Genomic DNA, 21498 nt, shown 5'->3' with positions numbered 1-21498 from the left:
AGAAATCTGGAGAAGTCACCACTATGCTTAGATCAGCCATCACTGCATTCGGCTTCCTCGCCGTTGCCATACCCGTCGCGGCTGCGGAGCCGGGGGGAGCAGCGTCAGGGACGATCGCAGGCGAAGAGATTGAACTGTCGGTCTGGACGGAGCAGTCCGATTACACGTCTTCGAGCTTTTCGATTTACTTTCGAGCGTCCGCATTGAGAGAGCGCGGCCTGGGAAACTTGTCCCTCGGCGCAGAGTGGATCGGCGATCTCGATGGCGACTTCCTTTCCGCGGAAATCGACGTTCCAATTCTCGATACCGATCCATATCATAGCTATCGTGCGGACCTGAACGATGCACTCTCCCTGACAATTACGAGCGCCTCATACCAAGGCGGTTTGCTGGCAATAGCGGGCCAAGTGGAAGGTGTACTAACGAGTATGGACCGGATTGCCCTTCGCAATCCAGAGCCCGACGACACTCTCAGCGTAAACCTCACGTTCGAAGCCGTTTTGAGCCTATTGCAGTGAGGACTGCGACGTTTTCCCCAACTGCGTTCTGCGCATTCTTGTCGAACCGCCGGAGGATCCATCGGGCATCGGTTACATGCGGTTGATGGTGATGGTGGCCGATAGGATCACAAGTTTTCTCGAACTGCGGCTCGATGACGAAAACGGATACCCCGCTCTTGGACTGTCGTGCGAGGGTGACCGAGCCGATGGTTGGCACCCTCTCCCGAGATCGCCGAGCCGGCACTGACGCCTGGCGAAGCCTTATTGGTGTGGGCCGGAGACTGCGATCAGGAGGATAAGCCCCAGCTCATCGGTCAAAGCCATTTAGCCATGGCGGGCGCGGTCATGGACATAAACCTGCTGCCGTCGATACCACCAGGATCTGCGCCATACTTTAGATCGAGAGCGCGGCCCAGGGCCAGTATGACGTCGCGCTGCATGTGGGCTCACTGAACCAGGCCAGCCAATAGGAGCCAAGTATGAAACGGTATGTCGTCACTCTGTTGGCTGCGTTGATCTCCCCCGCCGCTGCAGAGGCTCAACCTGAGGTCGCATTGGCGGACTGTCCAGCAGAACGCTCTGAATATACATTGGTGACCGAGGGCGACGAGTTTGCCATCACGCTTATTCCGGCACGGACGCGCGCCGGGTTTTCCTCGGACCTCTATCTGCGGCTCACGACGCCCCAACGCGACTATTGGTTTGTATTCGAGGTCGCCGCATCGCAGGGAAACATAACACTCGGCCCGGTCGGCGATCCGTATGCCCCCGAAGCGCGTGAAACCGGTCCGGCAAACACCATCGAGGCCTTTCGTTCCCGCTGGCCAGATGCCCCGATGGACGAACTGCTGTCACTGCTGCGCTTCTATGCGTTGGATGCAGAGCTGGGCTTTACCTTGGCGCAGCCGCAACAGGGGCAGCCGGCCCCAGCTTGGCTGCTGATACCGGAGCTGAACACCGCGCTTTGGTATCACTTGCCTGCATTGACCGACGATCCAGGAGCCGAACGTGACCCCATGCCAAGGGGTATCTTCCGGCTAACGGCCTGCCTCGACAGCACACCACCGGCAGCTTTCCCCTGATCCCGAGGGTGGCCGGGAACGCTTTTCAATTGCTCTCGGCTTCAGACCGTTTGAACGAACGGGGCGGAGGGCCTAGCGCAGTGCTACAGGCTTCTGCACGAAAGGTGAGAAATGCCCTCGCGAAATGGCGAGAGGAGAAATTTCAACCAAGGCCCATAGGAAGGAGCACCCGACGATGAAACGTTCGCGTATCCTGCTCGCAGTCTGCATGTTTGTGCCCATCGCCGCTCATGCCGAGACCCCGAAGGACCGCACGGTTGCCGCCATCGAAGAAGCCGGTTGTGTTCTCGAGGCCTCGAACATGAACGAGGTCCTCGGCGGTCTCGGGCTCAGCGATGATGAGTTCCGCGCTATCGGCGAGGAACTCGTCGCCGAAGGTTCGGCCGATGTTTCGGAGATGGGCGTGTTCCGGCTTACCTCGCCAAATTGCCCCTCTGTACCCCTCAATACACATGCAGGGACCCCGAAAGATCGTACAGTTGCCGCGATCGAGAACGCCGGTTGTGTTTTAGATCGTTCAAACATCAACGAGATCCTCGACGGTCTCGCGCTCAGCGATGATGAGTTCCGCGCTATCGGCGAAGAACTGATCGCCGACGGTCTGGCTGAAGTTTCCGAACAGGGTGCGTTTCGGCTTATTACGCCATTTTGCGCATCAGCGGAGTAGGGCGGGCAGGCGTACCCATCGCTGTGCCTGATCACATCGCTAGCAGCCTATAAGACGGCATCTTTTTGCTTTAGGTGGGCGGGTGTGTTTCGTGCCGGGTGGAACTACGCCGAAGAAGTAAGGGACGCCCCCGCGTACCAACCCCGACGTGACTACCCTGTATAATCGCCTGGGCACCACCATGATCTATGTGACGCACGACCAGACCGAAGCCATGACCATGGCCACGCGCATCGCCGTGCTCAACAAGGGCAACCTCGAACAGGTGGGCACCCCGTTCGAACTCTATAACAATCCGCGCAACCTGTTCGTCGCCAGCTTTATCGGCTCGCCAAAGATGAACCTGCTTAAGGGCAATGCATCGGGGCAGGGGGGCGATCTGGGCGGATTGGGCACGCCGTCGGCGCGACCGGGCACCAGTGGCCCGGTGACGGTGGGAATGTGCCCTAATCAGCCATTCGCTCGTTTGGGAATCCGGCCCCATATCCGCCGGTCGGCTATTGGGCTGCCGGGGTAGAGCCAGACGTCTTCAAGCTGCCACTCGGTTTCGTCCCGAGTTCTTGGCCTCGTAGAGGGCGACATCGGCGCGGTGGATCAGATCGGACGGACTGGAGTCGGAAGACAACAATGCAGCGGCGCCGAAACTGGCCGTAATGCTGACCACCCCTGTGTCCGTCTGCAGACGGATGGCTGCGATGACCTCTCGCATCCGTTCTGCGACGGATAGCGCACCACTGAGTTCTGTACCAGGCAAGGACACGCAGAATTCTTCACCGCCCATTCTGCCGAGGCTATCACCGCGACGGAGCTGGTCGCTGATGGCTTTGGCAATCGCCACCAGAGCTTCATCGCCAACGGCATGACCGAACTGGTCATTCAGACTTTTGAAGTTGTCCGCGTCGATCATCAGGCATGAGAGGGGCGATCCTTTTTTTGCAGCCAGGACCATATCGCGCTCGGCGGTCGCCAGAAAGGACGAGCGGCGCATTGCGCCGGTCAGTCCGTCGAGTGTCGCCAGAAGCCGCAGTTCGAATTGCTCCATGGTGAGGTTGGCGAGATCTGCAAGCAGCTTCAACTGTTGGGGTTCGATATGCCGTGGACTGGAATCAATGGCGCAAAGGGCGCCAAGCGAGGTCCCGTCCGCAGCGTGAAGCGGGACGCCAGCGTAAAACCGGATAGCAGGGTGACCGGTGACCAACGGATTATCAACGAAGCGCGCGTCCAGGGAAGCGTCTTGGACCACCATCGGCCCTTCGCCAATCATCGTATGGGCACAGAAAGACTGACTACGCGGTGTCTCCTCAACGCCCAATCCCTGTTCGGACTTGAACCATTGTCGATCACGATCAACGAGCGTTATCGTGGCAATGGGAACATCGAGCAGTGCGGATACAAGACGCGTAATACGATCAAAGGCATCCTCCTTTGGCGTATCGAGAAGATTGTACTGATGGAGCTTCCTCAGTCGTAACTCTTCGTCTTCGCTGCTCACCGTTCTCGCCCCTTCGATTGTGTATTGCGAGACACGTGTGCCTCTCGCACTGGGCATGACAGTTAGCCGAATAGTCTAAATTTTTGGCTATGTTTACGTGTGCAACGGGCGTGAATGAAGGTACAGAACGAGGAGGCCGGCAGGCACTGCTTGACTCCATCTGCTTGCCCAGTTGACGGGTGGAAGGCAGACCCGGTGAAGCTGGCGATGCGCCACAACCGGGCCAAGCATATCTCCTGGCATCCGCGGACAGGCGACAGCGGACGCTAAAAGGAGAAGGAGGAGGCACAAAGCCCACTTGACTTGTATGGAAGATGTGGTGATCTTTAGCCCAATCTGAGTGGGAACAACCTCTCAGGAACGGCCGGAGACACGTCATGGGCCCAAGGGTCCAGCCAGGGTATGTGGTAAAGCGTGAGCTACGCGGTACTTCTGCTGTCTGACCGACGTTTACCCACGGACAGTTGCTTGTATCGACCTTCTGAGTTGCCCGCAAAATGATTTCAACCGTGCGGTCGCGGTTGGCGGGATGAACCCTCCCAGCAGCACCGCGCAGAATTGACCCCGAAACGGGGCATGGCGGGAGCAAGGGATGGACGCAGGGTTGGCACCTGGTGCTGCATGCACCGAACTCGAACGCTATCTGTTCGATCTCAACGGATATCTGGTCATTCCCGCCGCGCTGTCGGCCGAAGAGCTGGCGGCTTGTAACGCCACGCTCGACCAGCATCAGGATTTCGTTGGCGATGGCTGGGACGACCATGTGCGGCTCATCAATCGGCCTGACCGCCAGGAGGGCCTGATCCTGCAGCAGGTCTATGAGGCCGGTCCTGCCTGGGAGCGATTGATCGATCATCCGTCCTGGTTTGCCACGGCTGTCCACTTCATCGGTGCCGACGATCCGGAAAATTTCGACGGTCACCATGGCCCTGCCTTTATCGATGAATGCTTTGCTTCGGTGCGCGGGCCGGGTCAGGCGCTACGCCTGCATTCGGGCGGTCATGTTGGCACCATTCGTACCCAGTATCGCTTTCACGCCGGACGGTTTCACTGCGGCCAGGTCAATGTGTTGATTGCGCTGAACGATATCGGTCCTGGCGATGGCGCGACCATGGTCATTCCAGGCAGCCACAAATCCAATCTGCGCCATCCCCAGGCGGTCACTCTCGACAAGCGCGATGAGCAGACCTCGGTGGATGGCATTGCCGGTGCGGTGGAAGTCCATCTCAAGGCCGGCGACGCGCTGATGTTCGTCGACGCCATCATGCATGGCTCGGCCCGGCGCACCAATCCGGGCCAGCGCCGCATGACGGTTTATCGCTACGGCCCGAGCTGGGGTTATTTCAGGCATGACATGGTGCCCAGCCAGGACCTTCTGGCGCGACTGACACCCGAGCGGCGCCGGATCGTCATGCCACACAAATTGCCCATGTCCGCCGACGCTTAGGTGGGCAAGAGGGGCACAGAATTTGCTGACCCGTACCTAGAGGTACGTAAGTCAGCAATGCAAACGGCCAGCGCCGGCTGAGGACCCGGCCCTGGTTGGAACAGGAAGGCTCAAGGGAGGAACACAATGAGCAGACTGACAAGAAGAACTTTTCTGGGTGCATCCGGCTCCGTGCTGGCGCTGGCGGCCATGGGGCGCCCCGCCTTCGCGCAGACGGCGGAAATCCGCCATTTCTGGTGGGGCAATCCGGAGCGCGATCGCCGCACGTTCGAAGTGATCGACATTTTCAATGGCAAGCACCCCGACATCAACGTCACCGGCGAAACCCTTGGTTTTGGTGACTATTTCACCAAGCTGACCACCCAGATCGCCGGCGGCAACATGCCCGACGTGATCCAGCAGGGTTATGGCGTGCTGTTCGAATATATCGCCAATGGCGCCATCGTACCGCTGGACGATTATGTGGGCAAGACCCTCGATATCTCCAAGATGGACCAGAGCGCCATCGATGCCGGCACCGTGGACGGCAAGTTCTATGCGCTCTCCATCGGCGCCAACAGCCATATGGCGATGTACAACTCGCGACTGTTCGAGGAAGCAGGGATCGTCCCGGGCGAGGACTTCGACCCCTATGGCTATACCTATGACGAGCTGGCCGAATTCGCCGCCGCTGTCAAGGAGGCCACGGGCGTTGCTGGTACCGACGACAATACGGCGGACTATCAGAATTTCTCCGACTTCGTGGTGCAGAAGGGCGCCATGCTGTTCAACGAGGACGGCTCCTACGGTCCAAACCAGGAAATCGTCGAGGAATACTGGGCAACCTGGGAAAAGATCCGCAATGCCGGCGGCACTCCGCCGGGCCCGGAAAGCGCCGGTCTCGCCGGTGTGTCGGAGCTGAGCCAAATGGGCGTGGTCACCGGCAAGACGGCCATGACCTATCTCTGGTCCAACCAGTTGGTGGGCGTGCAAAGCCTGATGCAGGACACCTTGGGCGCGGCCATGTATCCCAATACGCCGGACATGGTGCCGGGCTCGATCGTGCAGCCCAGCCAGTTCGTCTGCCTAACGCGCGACAGCGCCAACCCCGAAGCCGCCACCACCTATATGAGCGCCTTCGTCAACGATCTCGACATGACCAAGGTGCTGGGACTGGAACGCGGCATTCCGAGCCAGAGCGATGTGCGCGCGGCCCTGCAGCCCGACCTGACCGATGTCGAGGCCCGCTCGGTCGAGTTCTTCGACAAGATCCAGGGCAAGACGGCCGTGCTGCCGCCGCCGCCTCCCAGCGGTTCGAACGAGGTCGAACAGACTTTCGAGCGTTTGGCTGTCAACGTTCTGCTTGGCGAACGTCCCATTCCCGACGTGGCATCGGACTTCCTCAACCAGACCCGCGCCATCCTGGCCCGCGCCTAGGTCAGAATACCCGGTCCGCCGCCCTTTCTCCCGTGGGGCGGCGGATATCTCCTCGGGAAGAGGCGGCGCCTGCCTTGTCGTGGCAGGCGTTGCCTCCCGCAATGTTTCGATCAACGGGAACAGTTGAGACTGGAGCCGCGCGTGCAAAAATTCTTCCGCCGCAACTTTGCCGGATACGCCTTTCTGTCCCCGTGGCTGGTGGGCTTCTTCCTGCTGGCGATCGGGCCAATCCTGGCCTCGCTCTATCTCAGCTTCACCAAGTATAATGTGGTGCGCCCGCCGCAATGGCTCGGGCTCGACCACTATGTCCATATGTTTCAATACGACCAGCGCTTCTGGAAGGCACTACAGGTCACGTTCCAGTTCGTGGTCATCTCGGTGCCGCTCAAGCTGATCTTCGCCCTTGGGGTGGCGATGGCGCTCGACAAGGGCATCCGCGCCATCGGCTGGTACCGGGCGCTATTCTATCTGCCCTCCATTCTGGGCGGTTCGATTGCCGTGGCCATCCTGTGGCGCCAGCTCTTCAACTATGACGGGGTGATCAATTTGATCCTGCGCCTGTTCGGCGCAGAGGGACCCTATTGGCTGGCCGATCCGAAATATTCGCTCTGGACGCTGATCGTGCTGGCCATCTGGCAGTTCGGCTCGCCCATGCTGATCTTCCTTGCCGGGCTTCGGGCCATTCCGCAGGAGCTGTATGAGGCGGCGGAAATCGACGCGGCCGGACCGGTGAAGAAATTCTTCGCCATCACCGTGCCGCTGCTAGCGCCAGTCATCTTCTTCAACCTGGTGCTGCAGATGATCGAGGCCTTCAAGAGCTTTTCGGGCGCCTTCATCATCTCCGGCGGCTCGGGCGCGCCGCTCGATAGCCTGCTGTTCTTCACCGTCTATCTCTACAACGAGGCTTTCAGCTTCCTGCGCATGGGCTATGCCTCGGCGCTGGCCTGGGTGCTGTTGCTGATTATCGCGCTGTTCACCGCCATTGCCTTCTGGACCTCCAAATACTGGGTCCACTACGAGAACGAGAGGGGCTGAGCCATGAGCGCATCCACCATGCCCGCCCAGACCACCGCCGACATTGCCCATGCCTATCGTCAGGAAAGGGCCAAGCGCGCCAAGCGCTCCGCCGTGCTCAAGCACATCTTCCTGATCCTCACCTCGCTGGTGATGATCTACCCGCTAATCTGGATGTTTGCCGCTTCGCTCAAGCCTGACAATCAGATCTTCGGCGATCTGGGTCTATGGCCGAGCGAATTTCAGTGGGAGAACTATTCCGAGGGCTGGAACGCCCTGCCGGTGAGCTTCACGACCTTTTTCTGGAACTCGACCGTCGTCACCGTGCTCTCGGTGCTCGGCAATGTCATCTCCTGCTCGTTTGCGGCCTATGCGTTTGCGCGGCTCGAATTCTCCGGCAAGACCATCTGGTTCGCGCTGATGATGATGACGCTGATGATCCCCTATCACGTGGTGCTCATCCCCCAATATATCCTGTTTCTCAACCTGGGTTGGGTGGACAGCTATCTGCCGCTGATCGTGCCCAAATTCCTTGCCGGCGACGCCTTCTTCATCTTCCTGATGATCCAGTTTTTCCGCCAATTGCCGCGCGAACTGGACGAGGCGGCGATGATCGATGGCTGCTCGCCCTTCAAGATCTACTGGGCCATCATCATGCCCCTGAGCCTGCCGGCCATGGCGACGGCCGCGATCTTCTCGTTTATCTGGACCTGGGAGGATTTCCTGGGGCCGCTGGTCTATCTCAATGACATGAAGGACTACACGGTGCCCCTGGCGCTGCGCAGCTTCATCAGCACCGATGGCGTCAGCCAGTATGGCCCGATGTTCGCCATGTCGATCCTCTCCATCCTGCCCATCCTCCTGTTCTTCATCATCTTCCAGCGGCTCATCATCCGCGGGATCGCGATGAGCGGCCTCAAGTAAGAAGCGACCAACATGGCATCTGTTACCCTTTCCGAAGTCCGCAAGGCCTATTCCAGCATGGAGGTCATCCACGGCATCAATCTGGAAGTGCAGTCGGGCGAGTTCCTGGTACTGGTTGGCCCCTCGGGCTGTGGCAAGTCCACGTTGCTGCGCATGATTGCAGGGCTCGAAGAGATCACCGACGGCACGGTTTCTATCGGCGATCGCGTGGTCAACGACCTGCCGGCCAGCCAGCGAAACCTCTCGATGGTGTTCCAGTCCTATGCGCTTTATCCGCATATGAGCGTGCGCAAGAACCTGGCCTTCGGCCTGTCCAATCTGCGCATGCCCAAGGACGAAATCGAGCGCCGCGTTGCCGATGCGGCCCGCATATTGCAGATCGGGGAGCTGATGGAGCGCAAGCCGCGCCAGCTCTCGGGCGGACAGAAACAGCGCGTGGCCATTGGCCGGGCCATCGTGCGCGAACCCCAGCTCTTCCTGTTCGACGAGCCGCTGTCCAATCTCGATGCCGAATTGCGGGTGCAGATGCGCGTCGAACTGGCCGGACTCTACAATCGCCTGGGCACCACCATGATCTATGTGACGCACGACCAGACCGAAGCCATGACCATGGCCACGCGCATCGCCGTGCTCAACAAGGGCAACCTCGAACAGGTGGGCACCCCGTTCGAACTCTATAACAATCCGCGCAACCTGTTCGTCGCCAGCTTTATCGGCTCGCCAAAGATGAACCTGCTTAAGGGCAATGCATCGGGGCTGGGGGTCGATCTGGGCGGATTGGGCACGCTGTCGGCGCGACCGGGCACCAGTGGTCCGGTGACGGTGGGGATCCGGCCCGAGCATCTGGGGCTCAACCAGCCCGGTGATCTCGCGGTTGAAGGCACCATCACCCTGGTCGAATATCTGGGCAGCGAGCTGTTCGTCTATGTGGCGCTGGCCGATGGACAGAGCCTGCTGGCCCAGGCGCCCGGCAACGCCCAGTTCAAGCGCGGCGACACGGTCTCGCTCGGCTTCAAGGCGGGCGACGCGCATTTCTTCGATGCCGAAGGGCTGCGGATCGAGGCGTCTGCGTGAGCCACCCATTGCTTGACCGCTTGCGGGCGCTGGACCTGGCCGAAAAAATCGGTCCGCTCGCCAAACCAGCCGATGCCGCGCTGCTGGCCGAATGGCAGCGCCCGGGGTCCGTTTTGTTTCGAGCGCTGATCGGCTGACCAACCGTTACTAGGACGCCGTGCGCGAGCTGTTCGACTGCATCGCGCCGGCAGCGAACGACACGCCGATCCTGCATGAAGGCGGCATCTATCATGACTGCTGGCTCGACAGCACCGGCACCAACAATGCCGAAATCTTGAAGCGGTTTCTGCCCTTCGGTGGTGAAGGTGGCCAAATCGGGTTTTTCGTAGTGTCAGCGCGACCACGGACTTTTCCCATATCCCAGCTTCATCAGCCTGCGCGGCGACAAGCCCGCCAAGGAGGTGCGCATGGAAAAGAGCCAGAGCCTTGACGATGATGGCGAGGCCGTCGCCGAAAAGCTGGGCGTTCGCCTGACGTCGCCGGACCGGGTGGTCTATCCCGGGCAAGTGATCACCAAGTCGCAGCTCGTCGCCTATTACGAGGATGTGGCCAGTGCCATGCTCCCCCATATCAAGGGTCGACCGCTGAGCCCTGGTGCGGTGCCCGCAGGGGCGAACCAAACAGTGCTTTTTCCAGAAGCACGATACGGGCGGCTTTCCAGAACAATTGCGCTCCCGGTCCGTTGTGGAAAAGGACGGCGACAGGCAGGAATATTTTTATGTCGAGGATCTGGCCGGGCTGGTGGCAGGTACTATGCCAGAAGCACCATTCTGCCATCGAGGCGCTGTTGATCTTCGGATAAACCTGGTCATGATCGGTAACAGATTGCAGTCGTAGTCTGTCGTGGCCCGCTATGTGGAAATCGTTCTGTGGGCGAGCAGCTGCGCCGCAGCTTCTTAAGGCCAACTAACGGCCGAAAACATACATGGATTCCCCAGTCGACGCTATTGTCAGATCGTACTTGCGGATAGTTCGACGTAAGTTTGCCCCCTCTGCGAGGCTACCAACCAAATTGAACCTTCTGCAATCAGCCCGGGCACCATGGGGCGCTCCTCGTATATTCATCATACAACATACGAATTATTGTATGTTGACTTGTCTTTTCAACTTCCATACCAGTTTGCACAAGGCCTGCCGATCGACAACACGAAACGACGGGCCGGCGGCAGGCGATCTGCCGCTGCGGCCGGGAGGGAACAGAGACCCGGCCATTAAGTACATTGGGAGGAAAACCATGTTTCATCTGCCTAGGATGGCGGCTGCTGCCGTCGTCGCATCCACACTTATGGTTTCGGCCGCCAGCGCCCAGACGGTGCTGCGCTCATCCGATACCCATCCGGATGGCTATCCGACCGTCGAGGCCGTCAAGCGCTTCGGTGAATTGCTTTCGGACAAGACCGATGGTCGTTATTCGGTGGAAGTGTTCCACTCGGCCCAGCTCGGCCAGGAAGCCGATACGATCGAGCAGACCCAGTTTGGTGTGATCGATCTTAATCGAATCTCCATCGGCGCTTTCGGCACCCAGGTGCCTGCGGCGACCGTGACCCAGCTTCCCTACATCTTCCGCTCGACCGAGCACTTCCACAATGTGCTGGATGGCCCGATCGGCGAGGAAATCCTGGCCGCCTTTGAGGCGGTGGATGTCATCGCATTGGCCTATTACGACGGTGGCGCGCGCTCGTTTTACAACAGCCAGAAGCCGATCAACACGCTGGCCGACATGGAAGGCATGAAGTTCCGTGTCATGGGTTCGGACGTGTTTGTCGACATGGTCGCGGCCCTGGGCGGCAATGCCACGCCCATGCCCTATGGTGAAGTCTATTCGGGCATCCAGACCGGCGTCATTGATGGCGCCGAAAACAACTACCCGAGCTTTGATACTGCCGGGCACGCCGAAGTTGCCCAGTATTACTCGCTCAACGAGCACCTGATGGTGCCCGAAGTGCTGGTGGTCTCCAAGATCGTCTGGGACGGCATGACCCCTGAGGATCAGGCCGCCATGCGCGAAGCCGCCAAGGAATCGGTCGCCTATCAACGCGAACTCTGGGCCGCCAAGGAAGTTGAATCCAAGGCCGCTGTGGAAGCGCTCGGCGTCACGATCAACGAAGTCGACAAGGCCCCCTTCATCGAGGCGATGAAGCCGGTTTACGAGAAGTACGTCACCGATCCGATGCTGCAGGATCTGGTCGCCCGCATTCAGGCCACTGAGGGCTGATGCATCCTGCCGGGCCGGCTGTCATGCCGGTCCGGCGATAAGCTTCTTGGGAGAGTGAGCCGATGAAGAACGGCCTCCTGGCAGCCAGCCGCGCGTTCGGCGCGATTTCGACTGCCGCCTTGTGGCTCGCCGGTGTGGGCCTTGTCGCCATGACCTCGCTCGTCGCCTACCAGGTCTTTATGCGCTACGTGATCAACTCGTCGCCGTCATGGACCGAGGCGGCATCGATTCAGATCATGAGCTGGTTCATCTTTCTTGGCGCGGCGGTCGGGGTGCGTGAAAAATTTCACATGGGCTTCGATGTGCTGCTCTATGCGCTACCGGACAGCGCCCGGCCCTGGCTGCGCAGCGTCAGCGATGTCGCCATATTCGGCTTCGGTTTCGGCATGGTCTGGTTCGGGGGCGAACTGGCCATCCGCGGTGCGAGCGTGCGCATCCCGGTGCTGGGCATGCCCCAGACCATCACCTACCTGCCCATCGTGGTTTCAGGCGCGCTGATATGCCTGTTCGTCCTGGAGCGCATGACCCTGCGCTTAGCCGGCGAACCGGTCGATGCCGAAACCACTGAACGCGCCATTTCCGAGGTCTGATTTCGATGGAATACTGGGTACTATTCGGAGTTTTCGGCGGCCTGATGTTTGTCGGCACGCCCATCGCCTTCTGCCTTGGCATCGCCAGCCTGGCCACGATCATCTATCTGGGGCGCCCGCCGGTGGTGGTCTTCCAGCAGCTCAATTCGGGTGTGTCAGCCTTTACGCTGATGGCCATTCCCTTCTTCATCTTTGCCGGTGACCTGATGATGCGGGGCGGCATTGCAGCGCGGATCATCGCGTTTGCCGGCTCGATCATCGGGCATGTCCGCGGCGGCCTGGGGCAGGTCAATATTGTTGCCTCGACCCTGTTCGGCGGCATTTCAGGCTCAGCTGTGGCCGAGGCGGCCGCGGTGGGCGGGATTATGATCCCGCAAATGAAAGAGCGCGGCTATGGCGCCGACTATGCGGTCAACGTCACCTCGATGGCGGCGCTGATCGCGCTGTTGCTGCCGCCCAGCCACAACATGATCATCTATTCGCTTTCGGGCGGCGGGCGCATATCGATTGCCGACCTGTTCACGGCCGGGATCATTCCGGGCCTGCTGCTCGCCCTGGCATTGATGATCACCGCCTATATCGTGGCACGCAAGCGTGGCTATCCCACCGAGCCATTCCCCGGCTTTGCGAGGGCCGCGCAGTTTTTCGTAATTTCCATACCGGGCCTGATGCTGATCGCGATCATCTTTGGTGGTGTGCGTTCGGGCATTTTCACGGCCACGGAAAGCTCCTGCATTGCGGTGATCTACGCATTCCTGGTGACCCTGCTGGTCTATCGCTCCATGGATTGGTCGAACTTCGTTCACTGCGTCATCGGCGCCGTGCGGACGACCGCCATGGTCCTGTTCATTATCGGCGCAGCGGCATCCTTCGGGTGGCTGATGGCCTATATGCGCGTGGCGCCGATGTTGACCGAGATGGTAACGCAGCTCACCAGCGACCCCTTGATGGTGCTGTTGCTGATCAATGTGCTGCTGTTGCTGCTGGGCACCTTCATGGACATGGGCCCGCTGATCATCATCACAACGCCGATCTTCCTGCCCATGGTTTCCAGCTTCGGCGTCGATCCGGTGCATTTCGGCGTCATCATGATCCTTAATCTGGGGATCGGGCTCAACACGCCGCCTTTGGGACCGGTGCAATTCGTGGCGGCGGCGGTTGGCAAGATTTCGATCTGGGCCGCCATGCGCAGCGTCTGGCCGTTCTACATTGCGGGCATCATTGTGCTGGGGCTGGTGACCTATATTCCGGCGCTGTCCTTGTGGCTGCCCAGCCTTTTCCGGTGATCTGATGGCCTTGATTGAAGTATCCGTACCCGCCCGCAAGCCCAAGCTGGCCCAGATGGTGGTCGATGCGCTGCGCAAGCGCATCGGCGCCGGCGAGTTCGGGCCCGGCGAAAAGCTGCCCACCGAAGTCCAGTTGACCACCCATTTCGGGGTTAGCCGGACTGTGGTGCGCGAGGCAATCGCCGCGCTGGCCGCCGACGGCATGGTACAGCCCCGCCAGGGCGCCGGTGTGTTTGTCATGGCGCAGGCCAGCTCGGCCTTCAGCGCCATTGCAGGCGAACGTTCGAACAAGATTTCGGTGGCGCTCAACGTGCTCGAAGTGCGCATGGGCATCGAGATCGAGTCCGCCGGCCTTGCCGCACAGCGCCACAGCACCAGTCAGGTGGCGGCCATCCAGGAGGCCTGGAATGAATTCGGGCGGCTGCTGGCCGAAGGCAATCCGACCGGTAAGACCGATTTTGCCTTTCACCGCGCCATTGCGGCGGCGACCAATAACCCCTTCTATCTCGAGGTGCTCGATGCTCTGGGCAGCCGCACCATTCCGTGCGATGTGGCGTCGCCCTGGGGCACGGAGAGCGTGCTGACCTATGAATATCAGGTCGGCCTGCACGAAGAACATCGCCGCATTCTCGATGCGATCTCCGCCCGCGACGCCGATGGTGCACGCGAGGCGATGCGGGATCATCTCTCGCGCAGCCAGGACCGCTATCGCGCCCGCCTGGCTGAACAAGGCACCAGCAAACAGGACTAGACCATGAGCACCGATTTCGACATTCGCTTTGCCATCGACCCCTCCACGGCAGCGGCCATGGGGACCGATGAGCTGCGCGAGAACTTCCTGATCGACGATCTGTTTGCCGCAGGCGAGGTGCGCTGGACCTACACCCATTATGACCGCATGGCGGTTGGCGGGGCCGTGCCCAATGGCGGTGCGTTGGCGCTCGAAGCGATCAAGCCGACCGGCACGGCCAATTTCCTCGACCGGCGCGAGCTGATTGCCGTTAATATCGGCGAAGCCGGCACGATTTCGGTCGATGGCAACGATCATGCGGTGGGGCCGCGCGACATGCTCTATATCGGCATGGGCGCCAGGGATGTGCGCTTCGCCGGCGAGGGCGCCAAGTTCTACCTGTTGAGCGCCCCGGCCCATGCCAGCCATCCCACGACGCTGCTGCAGAAATCGGGCGCTAAGCGGCTCGATCTGGGCAGCAATGAAACGGCCAATGAACGCTCGATCTTCCAGTATGTGAATGCCGACAGCGTGAAGACCTGCCAGCTGGTCGTGGGCCTCACCCAGTTCGCGCCGGGCTCGGTGTGGAACACCATGCCTGCCCATGTGCATGACCGGCGCATGGAGGCCTATCTTTATTTCGACCTCAAGCCCGATGCCTTCGTCGTGCACCTGATGGGCGAGCCAGACGAAAGCCGGCACCTGATCGTGCGTAATGAACAGGTGATCCTCTCCCCACCCTGGTCAATCCATTGCGGCGCAGGCACCGGCGCCTACACCTTTATCTGGGCCATGGCTGGCGACAATGTCGACTATACCGACGTCGAGAAGGTGGCAATGGAGGATCTGCGCTGATGGATCTCAGCGCCTTCTCCCTTGCAGGTAAGACAATCATGGTCACCGGTGCCAATACCGGCATCGGGCAGGGCATTGCGCTCAGCATCGGCCGGGCCGGTGGCCGGGTGATTGGCGTTGGCCGGTCCACCATGGACGAGACGACGGAGCTGATGACCTCCATCGGTGCCGAACTGGTTGCCGTGCAGGCGGATCTGGGCTCAACCACTGACGCCCAGGCCATGTTCGAGGCGGTCTGGGACAGGCACGGGCCGATTGATGGGCTGGTCAATAATGCCGGGATCATCAAACGTGTCGATGCGGTGGATCTCACCGAGGAGGACTGGGACAGCGTGATGGACATCAATCTCAAGACGATGTTCTTTCTCAGTCAATCCCTGGGGCGCAAGGCCATTGAGGCGGAGCGCGAGGCGCGGATCGTCAATATCGCCTCGATGCTGAGCTTTCAGGGTGGCATTCGGGTGGCGAGCTACACCGCGTCCAAAAGCGGGGTACTGGGCATTACCCGCCTGCTGGCCAATGAATGGGCGGCTAGGGGCATCAATGTGAACGCGGTGGCGCCCGGCTATATCGAAACCAACAATACCGAAGCCCTGCGCAACGATCCGGACCGGTCCGCTGCCATTCTCGGGCGCATTCCCGCCGGGCGCTGGGGCGTGCCATCCGACATTGGCGATGCGGCAGTGTTCCTTCTGGCGCCCGCTTCCAACTACATGCACGGCGCCGTCATTCCGGTGGATGGCGGCTGGCTGGCGAGGTGATGAGATGACTGAACAGAAGCTTTTTGCGCAACCCGACGCCACCGAATGGACCGAGCTGGCGCCCGGCAATACTCGAAGGGTGCTGATCCACACGCCCGACTTGATGCAGGTGGAGTTCGGCTTCGAAAGGGGTGCGGTCGGCGCTCCGCACAGTCACCCCCATATCCAGGTCAGCTATGTCTCCGAGGGCCGCTTCGAGGTGACGATCGACGGCAAGACGGACGTGGTCGGCCAGGGTGGCAGTTTCATCGTGCCATCCGGGCTGATGCATAGCGTCGTTGCACTGGAAAAGGGCCGGCTGGTCGACGTCTTCACGCCGATGCGGACGGACTTTGTTTGATAAAGTCTACCTCTTCAAAATGCTTCATGAAAGGCATTCTCAGCCTGCAAAGGACGAGCGAGCAGCCGGGCGGACACTTGCTGGCCGATCCGCACGGACCGCCTTGTTCGATGGAAGTGCGTTGGCCAGCGTTTGTTGGTCTGCGACCTCAATGAAGGCCTCGAGCGCTCTGTCCAGTGCAGAAGGCACTTGGCAGCGATCTGAAAACAGGCACCATTCTCCTGCCATGCAGCCAACCAGGGCAAAGTCGGGTTCCGTGACCCTCAACACGTCGCCCAGGGTGATAGCCTCGGGCGGCTTGCCCAGCATCAGGCCACCCTTGCGGCCTCTGGCCGGTTTGAGAAGCCCTCCCTGAGCAAGGCGCTGGGCGACTTTCATCAGATGACTGCGTGAGATGTCGTTTGCCTTGGCAGCCTCGGCGATCGTGGTGCGCTGACCATCTTGGTCAGCCACATGCATCAGAAGGCGCCAGGCATAGTCGGAGAACTGGGTGAGACGCATGCTTGCTCCTGATAGCAAGGCAGCCTCCGCATTGGGAGGCTGCCGTCGGTAAGCACTATTGGGCCGTGGTTGCGCTTTCTGCGTGCGGGTGCTCGGCGTTGGGCCGATGGGTTAGCAACTGCCCTTCGGCGGCCACCGTCGGACCCTGGTCCTGATAGTCGTAAAAAGTGCCATGCAATCCCCAGTAGGCGCCGGCGATGAGCACCATTGCAGCAAGCAAACCTGCAGGAACGCTGCCGATGGCCAGGGCCAGTCTTGGCAGTTTGAGGCCCGATGGCGTTGGATCGGCCGCAATCAGAAACAGCGTGCCCATGATCAGGGCGTGCCCCACCAGGTCTATGCGACCGAAGGGATAGACCGCAGCTGTAAAGATGACGATCAGTGCGACCGCCGACAGCCGGCGAATGAGCGGGGTCCAGAGCAGGCCAAATCCCATGGTGAACTCGGCAACACCGGCCATCGGAATGAACATGTCGCGTGGCATGCCGAAGGTCAGGAACGGCCGCTCTTCAACGAGCGGGTAGAACCATTCGGCATAGGCGAACTTTTCAAGGCTCGACCACATCAGCGCGATGGCAACGCCCCAGCGCAACACGGTGAAGCGGTGCTGGTACCACTTGCTCTCAGGATCTGCAGCAAGCGCGAGATAGCCCGCAATACCGATGCCGAGGGCCAGATAGTCGAGCAGATGGAAGAAGTCATAGTCCCGCAGCGCGATCACCCAGAGCCCGATGATACCGGCTGCAGCCAGTGGCATGGTGCGCCGCGAAAACACGAGCAGCGCAATCAGGAGCTGCAGCCACGACACCCATTCGTTCGGGGTCTGAAGATCGGGCGTGAGATAAACGCCGCCCACCGCGAAGATGGCCACGAAGAATGCGCCGATGACCGCCCGCATGAAATCGTCGCCGCGCCGCCAAAGCGGCAGGGTCAGGCGGTCAAGCATACCGTTGACTGGGGCCGCAGTGGGGCTGCGTTCCACCAGAACGGTGGCGGCGAAAAACACCAGAACCAGCGCAATCCCTGCCCAGAACCAGCCATTGGTGAGGGTGTCGGTAATGGGGGCGGGTGCAGCGCCCACCACATAGGGCGCGAACCACTTCACATGGGCATGGGCCGGGCCTGCGGCCATGAGGGTCACAATCAAGGCGGTGAAGGAAAGGCCCAGAGCCGTCCGTATGGGTGTGCGGCCCCGGTGCTCATTATTGTCTGCCACGTCAAGCTCCGTTTGATCTGTGCGTGCTGCAAATGGGAGCCTTCTAAACATTCATTTCTGCTGCATCTTTGATCTCGATCAAGTCGACGATTTCCGTGTTGAGGCAACGTCCGGTCGACACACCTGCGAGAAGGATTAAGTGATGGATGTCTTGAAGCTCGGTACGGCAGCTCTGCTGGCAGTCGCTTTCGCCGGTGCGCTTCTGGTACGGGACCAGCCGGCGAGCGAAGTTGCTGCCCTGCCGTTGCCGTCCGTCTGCGGCGACCTGCATTCCGACCATGGCGGTGTTTCCATGCAAGAGCATCTCGACGTCATGGCGGAGGGGCAAAGCGAGGAGCTTGCGGCCCTGATCCAGACGATGGAGCCGATGCATTCCGACATGATGCGCGGCATGACCGCTGCCGATTTTCAGACCGCCTTTGTCTGTTCCATGATCCCGCACCACCAGGGCGCCGTGGAAATGGCGCAAGTCGCGCAGACCTATGCGACAGACCCATGGATCCAGATGTTCGCCCAGGAGATCATCAGCGCGCAACAGGTTGAGATCGCCGAAATGCAGGCCTGGCTAGCGCGCCGGGACCCATAATCATGGAGACATCGCGAGCCAGTTGTACGCAAGTTCCTTGGCTCAGCAGGCCGACGTGTGAAAGCGCGGGTGAAAAATGGTCGCTTTGCTCTGAGCCTGACAAAAATCCCACCTAAATCCCGACGGCAATTCAGCGCATTTTAACTGCTTGCTTTTGGGACTTGTAGATACTTGGCGGCTACTACGAGGGTTTTAATTCCCGCAATGGGGTCTATTTACATCGGTTATGCGTGAACAGCCATGAACGATAGCGAACTCTTCAGAACCCTCACTCTTGCAGTTCCAGGCCTGGTCTGGGTTTGCGACGCGCTCGGCAACGTTGAGTTCAACAATGCGCAGTGGTCGACATTCACGGGGCTCCCGCAGGAGAATGGGCTGGGACAAGGCTGGTTGGACAGTATCCATCCTGCCGACGCAGCGGCATTCCGGGCTCAACTTCCGCTGTCCCCAATGGGGCCAGAAAACGTCCAGGCTGAAATGCGCGTTCGTCATCACGACGGCACCTACCATAGGCATCTCCTCAATGTCCGGCACGTGGGGGAGGGCAAATGGGTGGGGTGCGCGATTGATGCCCATGAGTGGCTAACGACGGAGCTCCGCGATGCCACTCAAGGCAATATTCTGGAGATGGTTATCTCCGGCGTAGAGCTGCCCCAACTGCTTTCCGAATTGTGCCGTGCAGCGGAACGACAGATACCAGGTGCAACGTGCAGCATACTGCTGGTAGATCAGCAAAAGGGCGTATTCCTGGAAGGGATTGCGCCGAACATGCCTCAAACCATGATGAGCGCGGTGCCTAGCATTAAGATCGGCACCGGCGTCGGATCCTGTGGCACGGCCGCCTTTGAGAGGCGCGATGTGATCAGTTCCGATATCGCCAATGACCCCCTGTGGGACAGCTGGCGAGACCTGGTCTTGCCTCTCGGCTATCAGGCCTGCTGGTCGAAACCGGTTTTTGCTTCGAGTGGAGAAGTTATTGCCTCTTTTGGGTTCTACTTTCGAGACAGGCGTTCGCCGACAGCGGTCGAACATCAGGAGCTTACCCGGCTGCGCGGCCTTGCGTCGCTAGCAATTGAGCGCGTCCGCATGCTCGATGCCCTGCGCGAGAGCGAAGAGCATTATCGCTACACCGTTGAGCAGAATCCTCAGATTCCATGGACCTCGGACCCACAAGGGCGCATTCTGAGCGTGTCATCTCGCTGGACGGAGTTGACTGGAATTTCTCAGGCGGATGCCCTGGGGAATGGCTGGCTTCAGGCACTGCACCCAGAGGACATGGGGCCGACCATCGAAAGCTGGGAAGAGGGCCTTTCTACAGGGAACCCCGTCGACATCAATTATCGTATTCGACTGAAGGACGGCCAACATCGTTGGGCCCGAGCACGAGCCACACCACGTCGGGACGCCCAGGGCAAAATCATGCTCTGGTATGGCACTGTGGAAGACGTGCACGAGCAGTATCTGGCCGATGAAAAACTCAAGCGTCAGGCCTACCAGGACGAGTTAACGGAGTTGCCGAACCGTCGTCGATTTGTGGAGGAGCTGAAGCGGCGCCTGACCACTACCACCGAACCCATAGGGTTGATGGTACTCGATATGGACGACTTCAAACTGATCAATGATCGATACGGGCACTTGACAGGTGACGCTGTCCTCCGGCTGTTTGCTCGCTATCTCCAGCGCACTGTTGAACCCAATGAATTTGTCGCACGCCTCGGTGGAGACGAGTTCGCAATCATCTGCCGTCATATCTCCGACGAACACTGCCTGCTCGACCGTGCCCATTCCATTGAAGCCAAGCTCGACACCTATTTGAAGTCTAACAACAAGACTCGTAACTGCCGCCCCAGCATTGGCTGTGCCATGGGCAAGCGGGACGAGAGCCCCGATGAGGTCTTCAAACGCGCCGACCTTGCCCTCTATGCTGCCAAGGCCGCAGGGAAAAACAGAACTAAGCTCTTTGATCCCACTATTCGAAGCGCCGCCTCCAGGCGAAGCGAGGCCCTGGAACTGGCCAGGTCCGCACTGCGGGACAATTGGATCGAGCCATTCTATCAGCCCTTGATCGACCTCAAAACGCAGCATGTCCGAGGGTTCGAGGCGTTGCTCCGTATCCGGCATCCGGACCGCGGGTTGCTCTCACCTATCGCGATCAAGGACGCACTCGATGATCCCAGGTTAGCTGACGCCATTGGCATTCGCATGGCCCAGCTGGTGATTGAGAATATGGCCAATTGCGCCGCCGCAGGCATCCTATGTGGCCAGATTTCGATCAATCTTGCGACTGAGAACCTCGTCAACACAGCGTTCGTATCTGAACTCCTAGCGATGATGGACAAGCGAGCTCTGCCAAGGGAGGCGATCAAGCTGGAGATCACCGAGCGCGTTCTGATGGACGAATTGGGGGACGCAGTCATAGGCAATCTCGAAAAGCTGCGCCAAAGTGGCGTTGGCATATCGCTCGACGATTTTGGCACCGGCTATGCGTCACTGGTTCATCTGCAGGCCCTACCCGTCGATGAGATCAAGATCGATCGCTCCTTCGTCTCGGGCCTTGGTACAGATGCCAACCGCGGGGAAATCGTGCAGGCGATGCTTGGCCTGGCGAAAACGCTTGGGCTGAAAACTGTCGCCGAAGGCATAGAGACGCAGGGGGAGGCGCTGAAGCTTTCAGCCTGGGGGTGTGACTATGGTCAGGGCTATCTCTTCGCTCGACCAATGCCATTCGAAGAAGCCAAACAGCTGGTCTTGGGCCCGACCAACCTGAGGAGTGCGGTGGCGCGTTAGGTCAACCGGAACCTA

At 60.0% G+C, this 21498-nt stretch carries 23 protein-coding genes and 2 pseudogenes; 22 read left to right on the top strand and 3 right to left on the bottom strand.

Features of this window, described 5'->3' with window-relative positions; all coding sequences use genetic code 11:
- Positions 1-23: 23 nt before the first annotated feature.
- The 4 genes and pseudogenes from DDE76_RS14165 to DDE76_RS19850 all read left to right on the top strand — a co-directional run.
- Entirely contained in the window at positions 24-518 is a 495-nt protein-coding gene (locus tag DDE76_RS14165) for a hypothetical protein (RefSeq protein WP_104891442.1), read from the top strand.
- 461 nt (positions 519-979) lie between these two features.
- Complete coding sequence (locus tag DDE76_RS14160) at positions 980-1582, top strand: hypothetical protein (protein ID WP_157955812.1); 603 nt, start codon at positions 980-982, stop codon at positions 1580-1582.
- 175 nt (positions 1583-1757) lie between these two features.
- Positions 1758-2249, top strand: a complete 492-nt coding sequence (locus tag DDE76_RS14155; protein WP_104891440.1) for a hypothetical protein — start codon at positions 1758-1760, stop codon at positions 2247-2249.
- 145 nt (positions 2250-2394) lie between these two features.
- Positions 2395-2625: pseudogene (locus DDE76_RS19850) on the top strand (hypothetical protein); the annotation flags it as partial.
- 153 nt (positions 2626-2778) lie between these two features.
- Here the strand turns inward: DDE76_RS19850 and DDE76_RS14145 are convergent.
- Entirely contained in the window at positions 2779-3741 is a 963-nt protein-coding gene (locus tag DDE76_RS14145; protein ID WP_158672363.1) for a sensor domain-containing diguanylate cyclase, read from the bottom strand.
- A 592-nt stretch (positions 3742-4333) separates the two neighbouring features.
- Between DDE76_RS14145 and DDE76_RS14140 the strand changes: the two genes are divergently transcribed.
- The 16 genes and pseudogenes from DDE76_RS14140 to DDE76_RS14080 all read left to right on the top strand — a co-directional run bounded on the left by DDE76_RS14140 (position 4334) and on the right by DDE76_RS14080 (position 16393).
- A complete protein-coding gene (locus DDE76_RS14140) occupies positions 4334-5188 on the top strand; it encodes a phytanoyl-CoA dioxygenase family protein (protein ID WP_104891438.1) in 855 nt (284 codons plus the stop codon).
- A 126-nt stretch (positions 5189-5314) separates the two neighbouring features.
- Positions 5315-6604 (top strand): ABC transporter substrate-binding protein, encoded by a 1290-nt coding sequence (locus tag DDE76_RS14135; protein ID WP_104891437.1) that lies wholly within the window; start codon positions 5315-5317, stop codon positions 6602-6604.
- A gap of 141 nt (positions 6605-6745) precedes the next feature.
- Positions 6746-7639, top strand: a complete 894-nt coding sequence (locus DDE76_RS14130) for a carbohydrate ABC transporter permease (RefSeq protein ID WP_104894691.1) — start codon at positions 6746-6748, stop codon at positions 7637-7639.
- Positions 7640-7657: 18 nt separating this feature from the next.
- Positions 7658-8542, top strand: a complete 885-nt coding sequence (locus tag DDE76_RS14125) for a carbohydrate ABC transporter permease (RefSeq protein ID WP_425430637.1) — start codon at positions 7658-7660, stop codon at positions 8540-8542.
- A gap of 12 nt (positions 8543-8554) precedes the next feature.
- Positions 8555-9616: an ABC transporter ATP-binding protein gene (locus DDE76_RS14120; protein ID WP_104891435.1), complete on the top strand. Its 1062-nt coding sequence runs from the start codon at positions 8555-8557 to the stop codon at positions 9614-9616.
- Positions 9613-9753, top strand: coding sequence for a hypothetical protein (locus tag DDE76_RS19590; RefSeq protein WP_157955811.1), 141 nt, complete (start codon positions 9613-9615; stop codon positions 9751-9753). Before DDE76_RS14120 ends, DDE76_RS19590 begins: the two co-directional genes overlap by 4 nt.
- A gap of 20 nt (positions 9754-9773) precedes the next feature.
- The gene (locus DDE76_RS19825; RefSeq protein ID WP_104891434.1) at positions 9774-10046 is read left to right on the top strand and encodes a hypothetical protein; all 273 of its coding nucleotides are present in this window, start codon (positions 9774-9776) and stop codon (positions 10044-10046) included.
- Positions 10024-10239, top strand: a pseudogene (gene ligD / locus DDE76_RS20145) (non-homologous end-joining DNA ligase LigD); the annotation flags it as partial. The gene DDE76_RS19825 and the pseudogene ligD (DDE76_RS20145), both read left to right, overlap by 23 nt.
- Complete coding sequence (gene ligD / locus DDE76_RS20140) at positions 10211-10453, top strand: non-homologous end-joining DNA ligase LigD (RefSeq protein WP_425430636.1); 243 nt, start codon at positions 10211-10213, stop codon at positions 10451-10453. The pseudogene ligD (DDE76_RS20145) and the gene ligD (DDE76_RS20140), both read left to right, overlap by 29 nt.
- Positions 10454-10850: 397 nt before the next feature.
- On the top strand, positions 10851-11831 hold the full coding sequence (locus DDE76_RS14110; protein WP_104891433.1) for a TRAP transporter substrate-binding protein: 981 nt from the start codon (positions 10851-10853) through the stop codon (positions 11829-11831).
- A 62-nt stretch (positions 11832-11893) separates the two neighbouring features.
- Positions 11894-12421 carry a TRAP transporter small permease gene (locus DDE76_RS14105; RefSeq protein ID WP_104891432.1) on the top strand — a complete coding sequence of 176 codons (528 nt, stop codon included), beginning with the start codon at positions 11894-11896 and terminating at the stop codon, positions 12419-12421.
- A gap of 5 nt (positions 12422-12426) precedes the next feature.
- On the top strand, positions 12427-13707 hold the full coding sequence (locus DDE76_RS14100; protein ID WP_104891431.1) for a TRAP transporter large permease: 1281 nt from the start codon (positions 12427-12429) through the stop codon (positions 13705-13707).
- A 4-nt stretch (positions 13708-13711) separates the two neighbouring features.
- Positions 13712-14458, top strand: a complete 747-nt coding sequence (locus DDE76_RS14095) for a FadR/GntR family transcriptional regulator (RefSeq protein WP_104891430.1) — start codon at positions 13712-13714, stop codon at positions 14456-14458.
- A 3-nt stretch (positions 14459-14461) separates the two neighbouring features.
- Positions 14462-15292: a 5-dehydro-4-deoxy-D-glucuronate isomerase gene (gene kduI, locus DDE76_RS14090; RefSeq protein WP_104891429.1), complete on the top strand. Its 831-nt coding sequence runs from the start codon at positions 14462-14464 to the stop codon at positions 15290-15292.
- Positions 15292-16053, top strand: a complete 762-nt coding sequence (gene kduD / locus DDE76_RS14085; RefSeq protein ID WP_104891428.1) for a 2-dehydro-3-deoxy-D-gluconate 5-dehydrogenase KduD — start codon at positions 15292-15294, stop codon at positions 16051-16053. The genes kduI and kduD overlap by 1 nt, the downstream gene beginning before the upstream one ends.
- 4 nt (positions 16054-16057) lie before the next feature.
- A complete protein-coding gene (locus tag DDE76_RS14080) occupies positions 16058-16393 on the top strand; it encodes a cupin domain-containing protein (RefSeq protein ID WP_104894690.1) in 336 nt (111 codons plus the stop codon).
- A gap of 39 nt (positions 16394-16432) precedes the next feature.
- Here the strand turns inward: DDE76_RS14080 and DDE76_RS14075 are convergent, their stop codons facing one another.
- Together DDE76_RS14075 and DDE76_RS14070 are read right to left on the bottom strand one after the other, a co-directional pair.
- Entirely contained in the window at positions 16433-16894 is a 462-nt protein-coding gene (locus tag DDE76_RS14075; RefSeq protein WP_104891427.1) for an RrF2 family transcriptional regulator, read from the bottom strand.
- 55 nt (positions 16895-16949) lie between these two features.
- Positions 16950-18110 carry a hypothetical protein gene (locus DDE76_RS14070; RefSeq protein ID WP_245891944.1) on the bottom strand — a complete coding sequence of 387 codons (1161 nt, stop codon included), beginning with the start codon at positions 18108-18110 and terminating at the stop codon, positions 16950-16952.
- Between the two features lie 142 nt (positions 18111-18252).
- On the opposite strand from DDE76_RS14070, the gene DDE76_RS14065 reads away from it, so the two are divergent.
- Positions 18253-18696 (top strand): DUF305 domain-containing protein, encoded by a 444-nt coding sequence (locus DDE76_RS14065; RefSeq protein WP_104891426.1) that lies wholly within the window; start codon positions 18253-18255, stop codon positions 18694-18696.
- A 240-nt stretch (positions 18697-18936) separates the two neighbouring features.
- Positions 18937-21483: an EAL domain-containing protein gene (locus tag DDE76_RS14060; RefSeq protein ID WP_104891425.1), complete on the top strand. Its 2547-nt coding sequence runs from the start codon at positions 18937-18939 to the stop codon at positions 21481-21483.
- Positions 21484-21498: the final 15 nt, after the last annotated feature.

This window comes from Devosia indica (assembly GCF_003056405.1).
GTDB classification, from domain to species: Bacteria; Pseudomonadota; Alphaproteobacteria; order Rhizobiales; family Devosiaceae; genus Devosia; species Devosia indica.
The sequence above is the reverse complement of the archived record's forward strand: the minus strand, read 5'-3'. Positions and strand labels throughout refer to the sequence as shown.

Bases quoted from the DNA above. Each gene is read 5' to 3' on its own strand.
- DDE76_RS14165 (WP_104891442.1), top strand. From the start codon at position 24: ATGCTTAGATCAGCCATCACTGCATTCGGCTTCCTCGCCGTTGCCATA.
- DDE76_RS14160 (WP_157955812.1), top strand. From the start codon at position 980: ATGAAACGGTATGTCGTCACTCTGTTGGCTGCGTTGATCTCCCCCGCC.
- DDE76_RS14155 (WP_104891440.1), top strand. From the start codon at position 1,758: ATGAAACGTTCGCGTATCCTGCTCGCAGTCTGCATGTTTGTGCCCATC.
- DDE76_RS14140 (WP_104891438.1), top strand. From the start codon at position 4,334: ATGGACGCAGGGTTGGCACCTGGTGCTGCATGCACCGAACTCGAACGC.
- DDE76_RS14135 (WP_104891437.1), top strand. From the start codon at position 5,315: ATGAGCAGACTGACAAGAAGAACTTTTCTGGGTGCATCCGGCTCCGTG.
- DDE76_RS14125 (WP_425430637.1), top strand. From the start codon at position 7,658: ATGCCCGCCCAGACCACCGCCGACATTGCCCATGCCTATCGTCAGGAA.
- DDE76_RS14120 (WP_104891435.1), top strand. From the start codon at position 8,555: ATGGCATCTGTTACCCTTTCCGAAGTCCGCAAGGCCTATTCCAGCATG.
- DDE76_RS14110 (WP_104891433.1), top strand. From the start codon at position 10,851: ATGTTTCATCTGCCTAGGATGGCGGCTGCTGCCGTCGTCGCATCCACA.
- DDE76_RS14105 (WP_104891432.1), top strand. From the start codon at position 11,894: ATGAAGAACGGCCTCCTGGCAGCCAGCCGCGCGTTCGGCGCGATTTCG.
- DDE76_RS14100 (WP_104891431.1), top strand. From the start codon at position 12,427: ATGGAATACTGGGTACTATTCGGAGTTTTCGGCGGCCTGATGTTTGTC.
- DDE76_RS14095 (WP_104891430.1), top strand. From the start codon at position 13,712: ATGGCCTTGATTGAAGTATCCGTACCCGCCCGCAAGCCCAAGCTGGCC.
- kduI (WP_104891429.1), top strand. From the start codon at position 14,462: ATGAGCACCGATTTCGACATTCGCTTTGCCATCGACCCCTCCACGGCA.
- kduD (WP_104891428.1), top strand. From the start codon at position 15,292: ATGGATCTCAGCGCCTTCTCCCTTGCAGGTAAGACAATCATGGTCACC.
- DDE76_RS14080 (WP_104894690.1), top strand. From the start codon at position 16,058: ATGACTGAACAGAAGCTTTTTGCGCAACCCGACGCCACCGAATGGACC.
- DDE76_RS14075 (WP_104891427.1), bottom strand. From the start codon at position 16,894: ATGCGTCTCACCCAGTTCTCCGACTATGCCTGGCGCCTTCTGATGCAT.
- DDE76_RS14065 (WP_104891426.1), top strand. From the start codon at position 18,253: ATGGATGTCTTGAAGCTCGGTACGGCAGCTCTGCTGGCAGTCGCTTTC.
- DDE76_RS14060 (WP_104891425.1), top strand. From the start codon at position 18,937: ATGAACGATAGCGAACTCTTCAGAACCCTCACTCTTGCAGTTCCAGGC.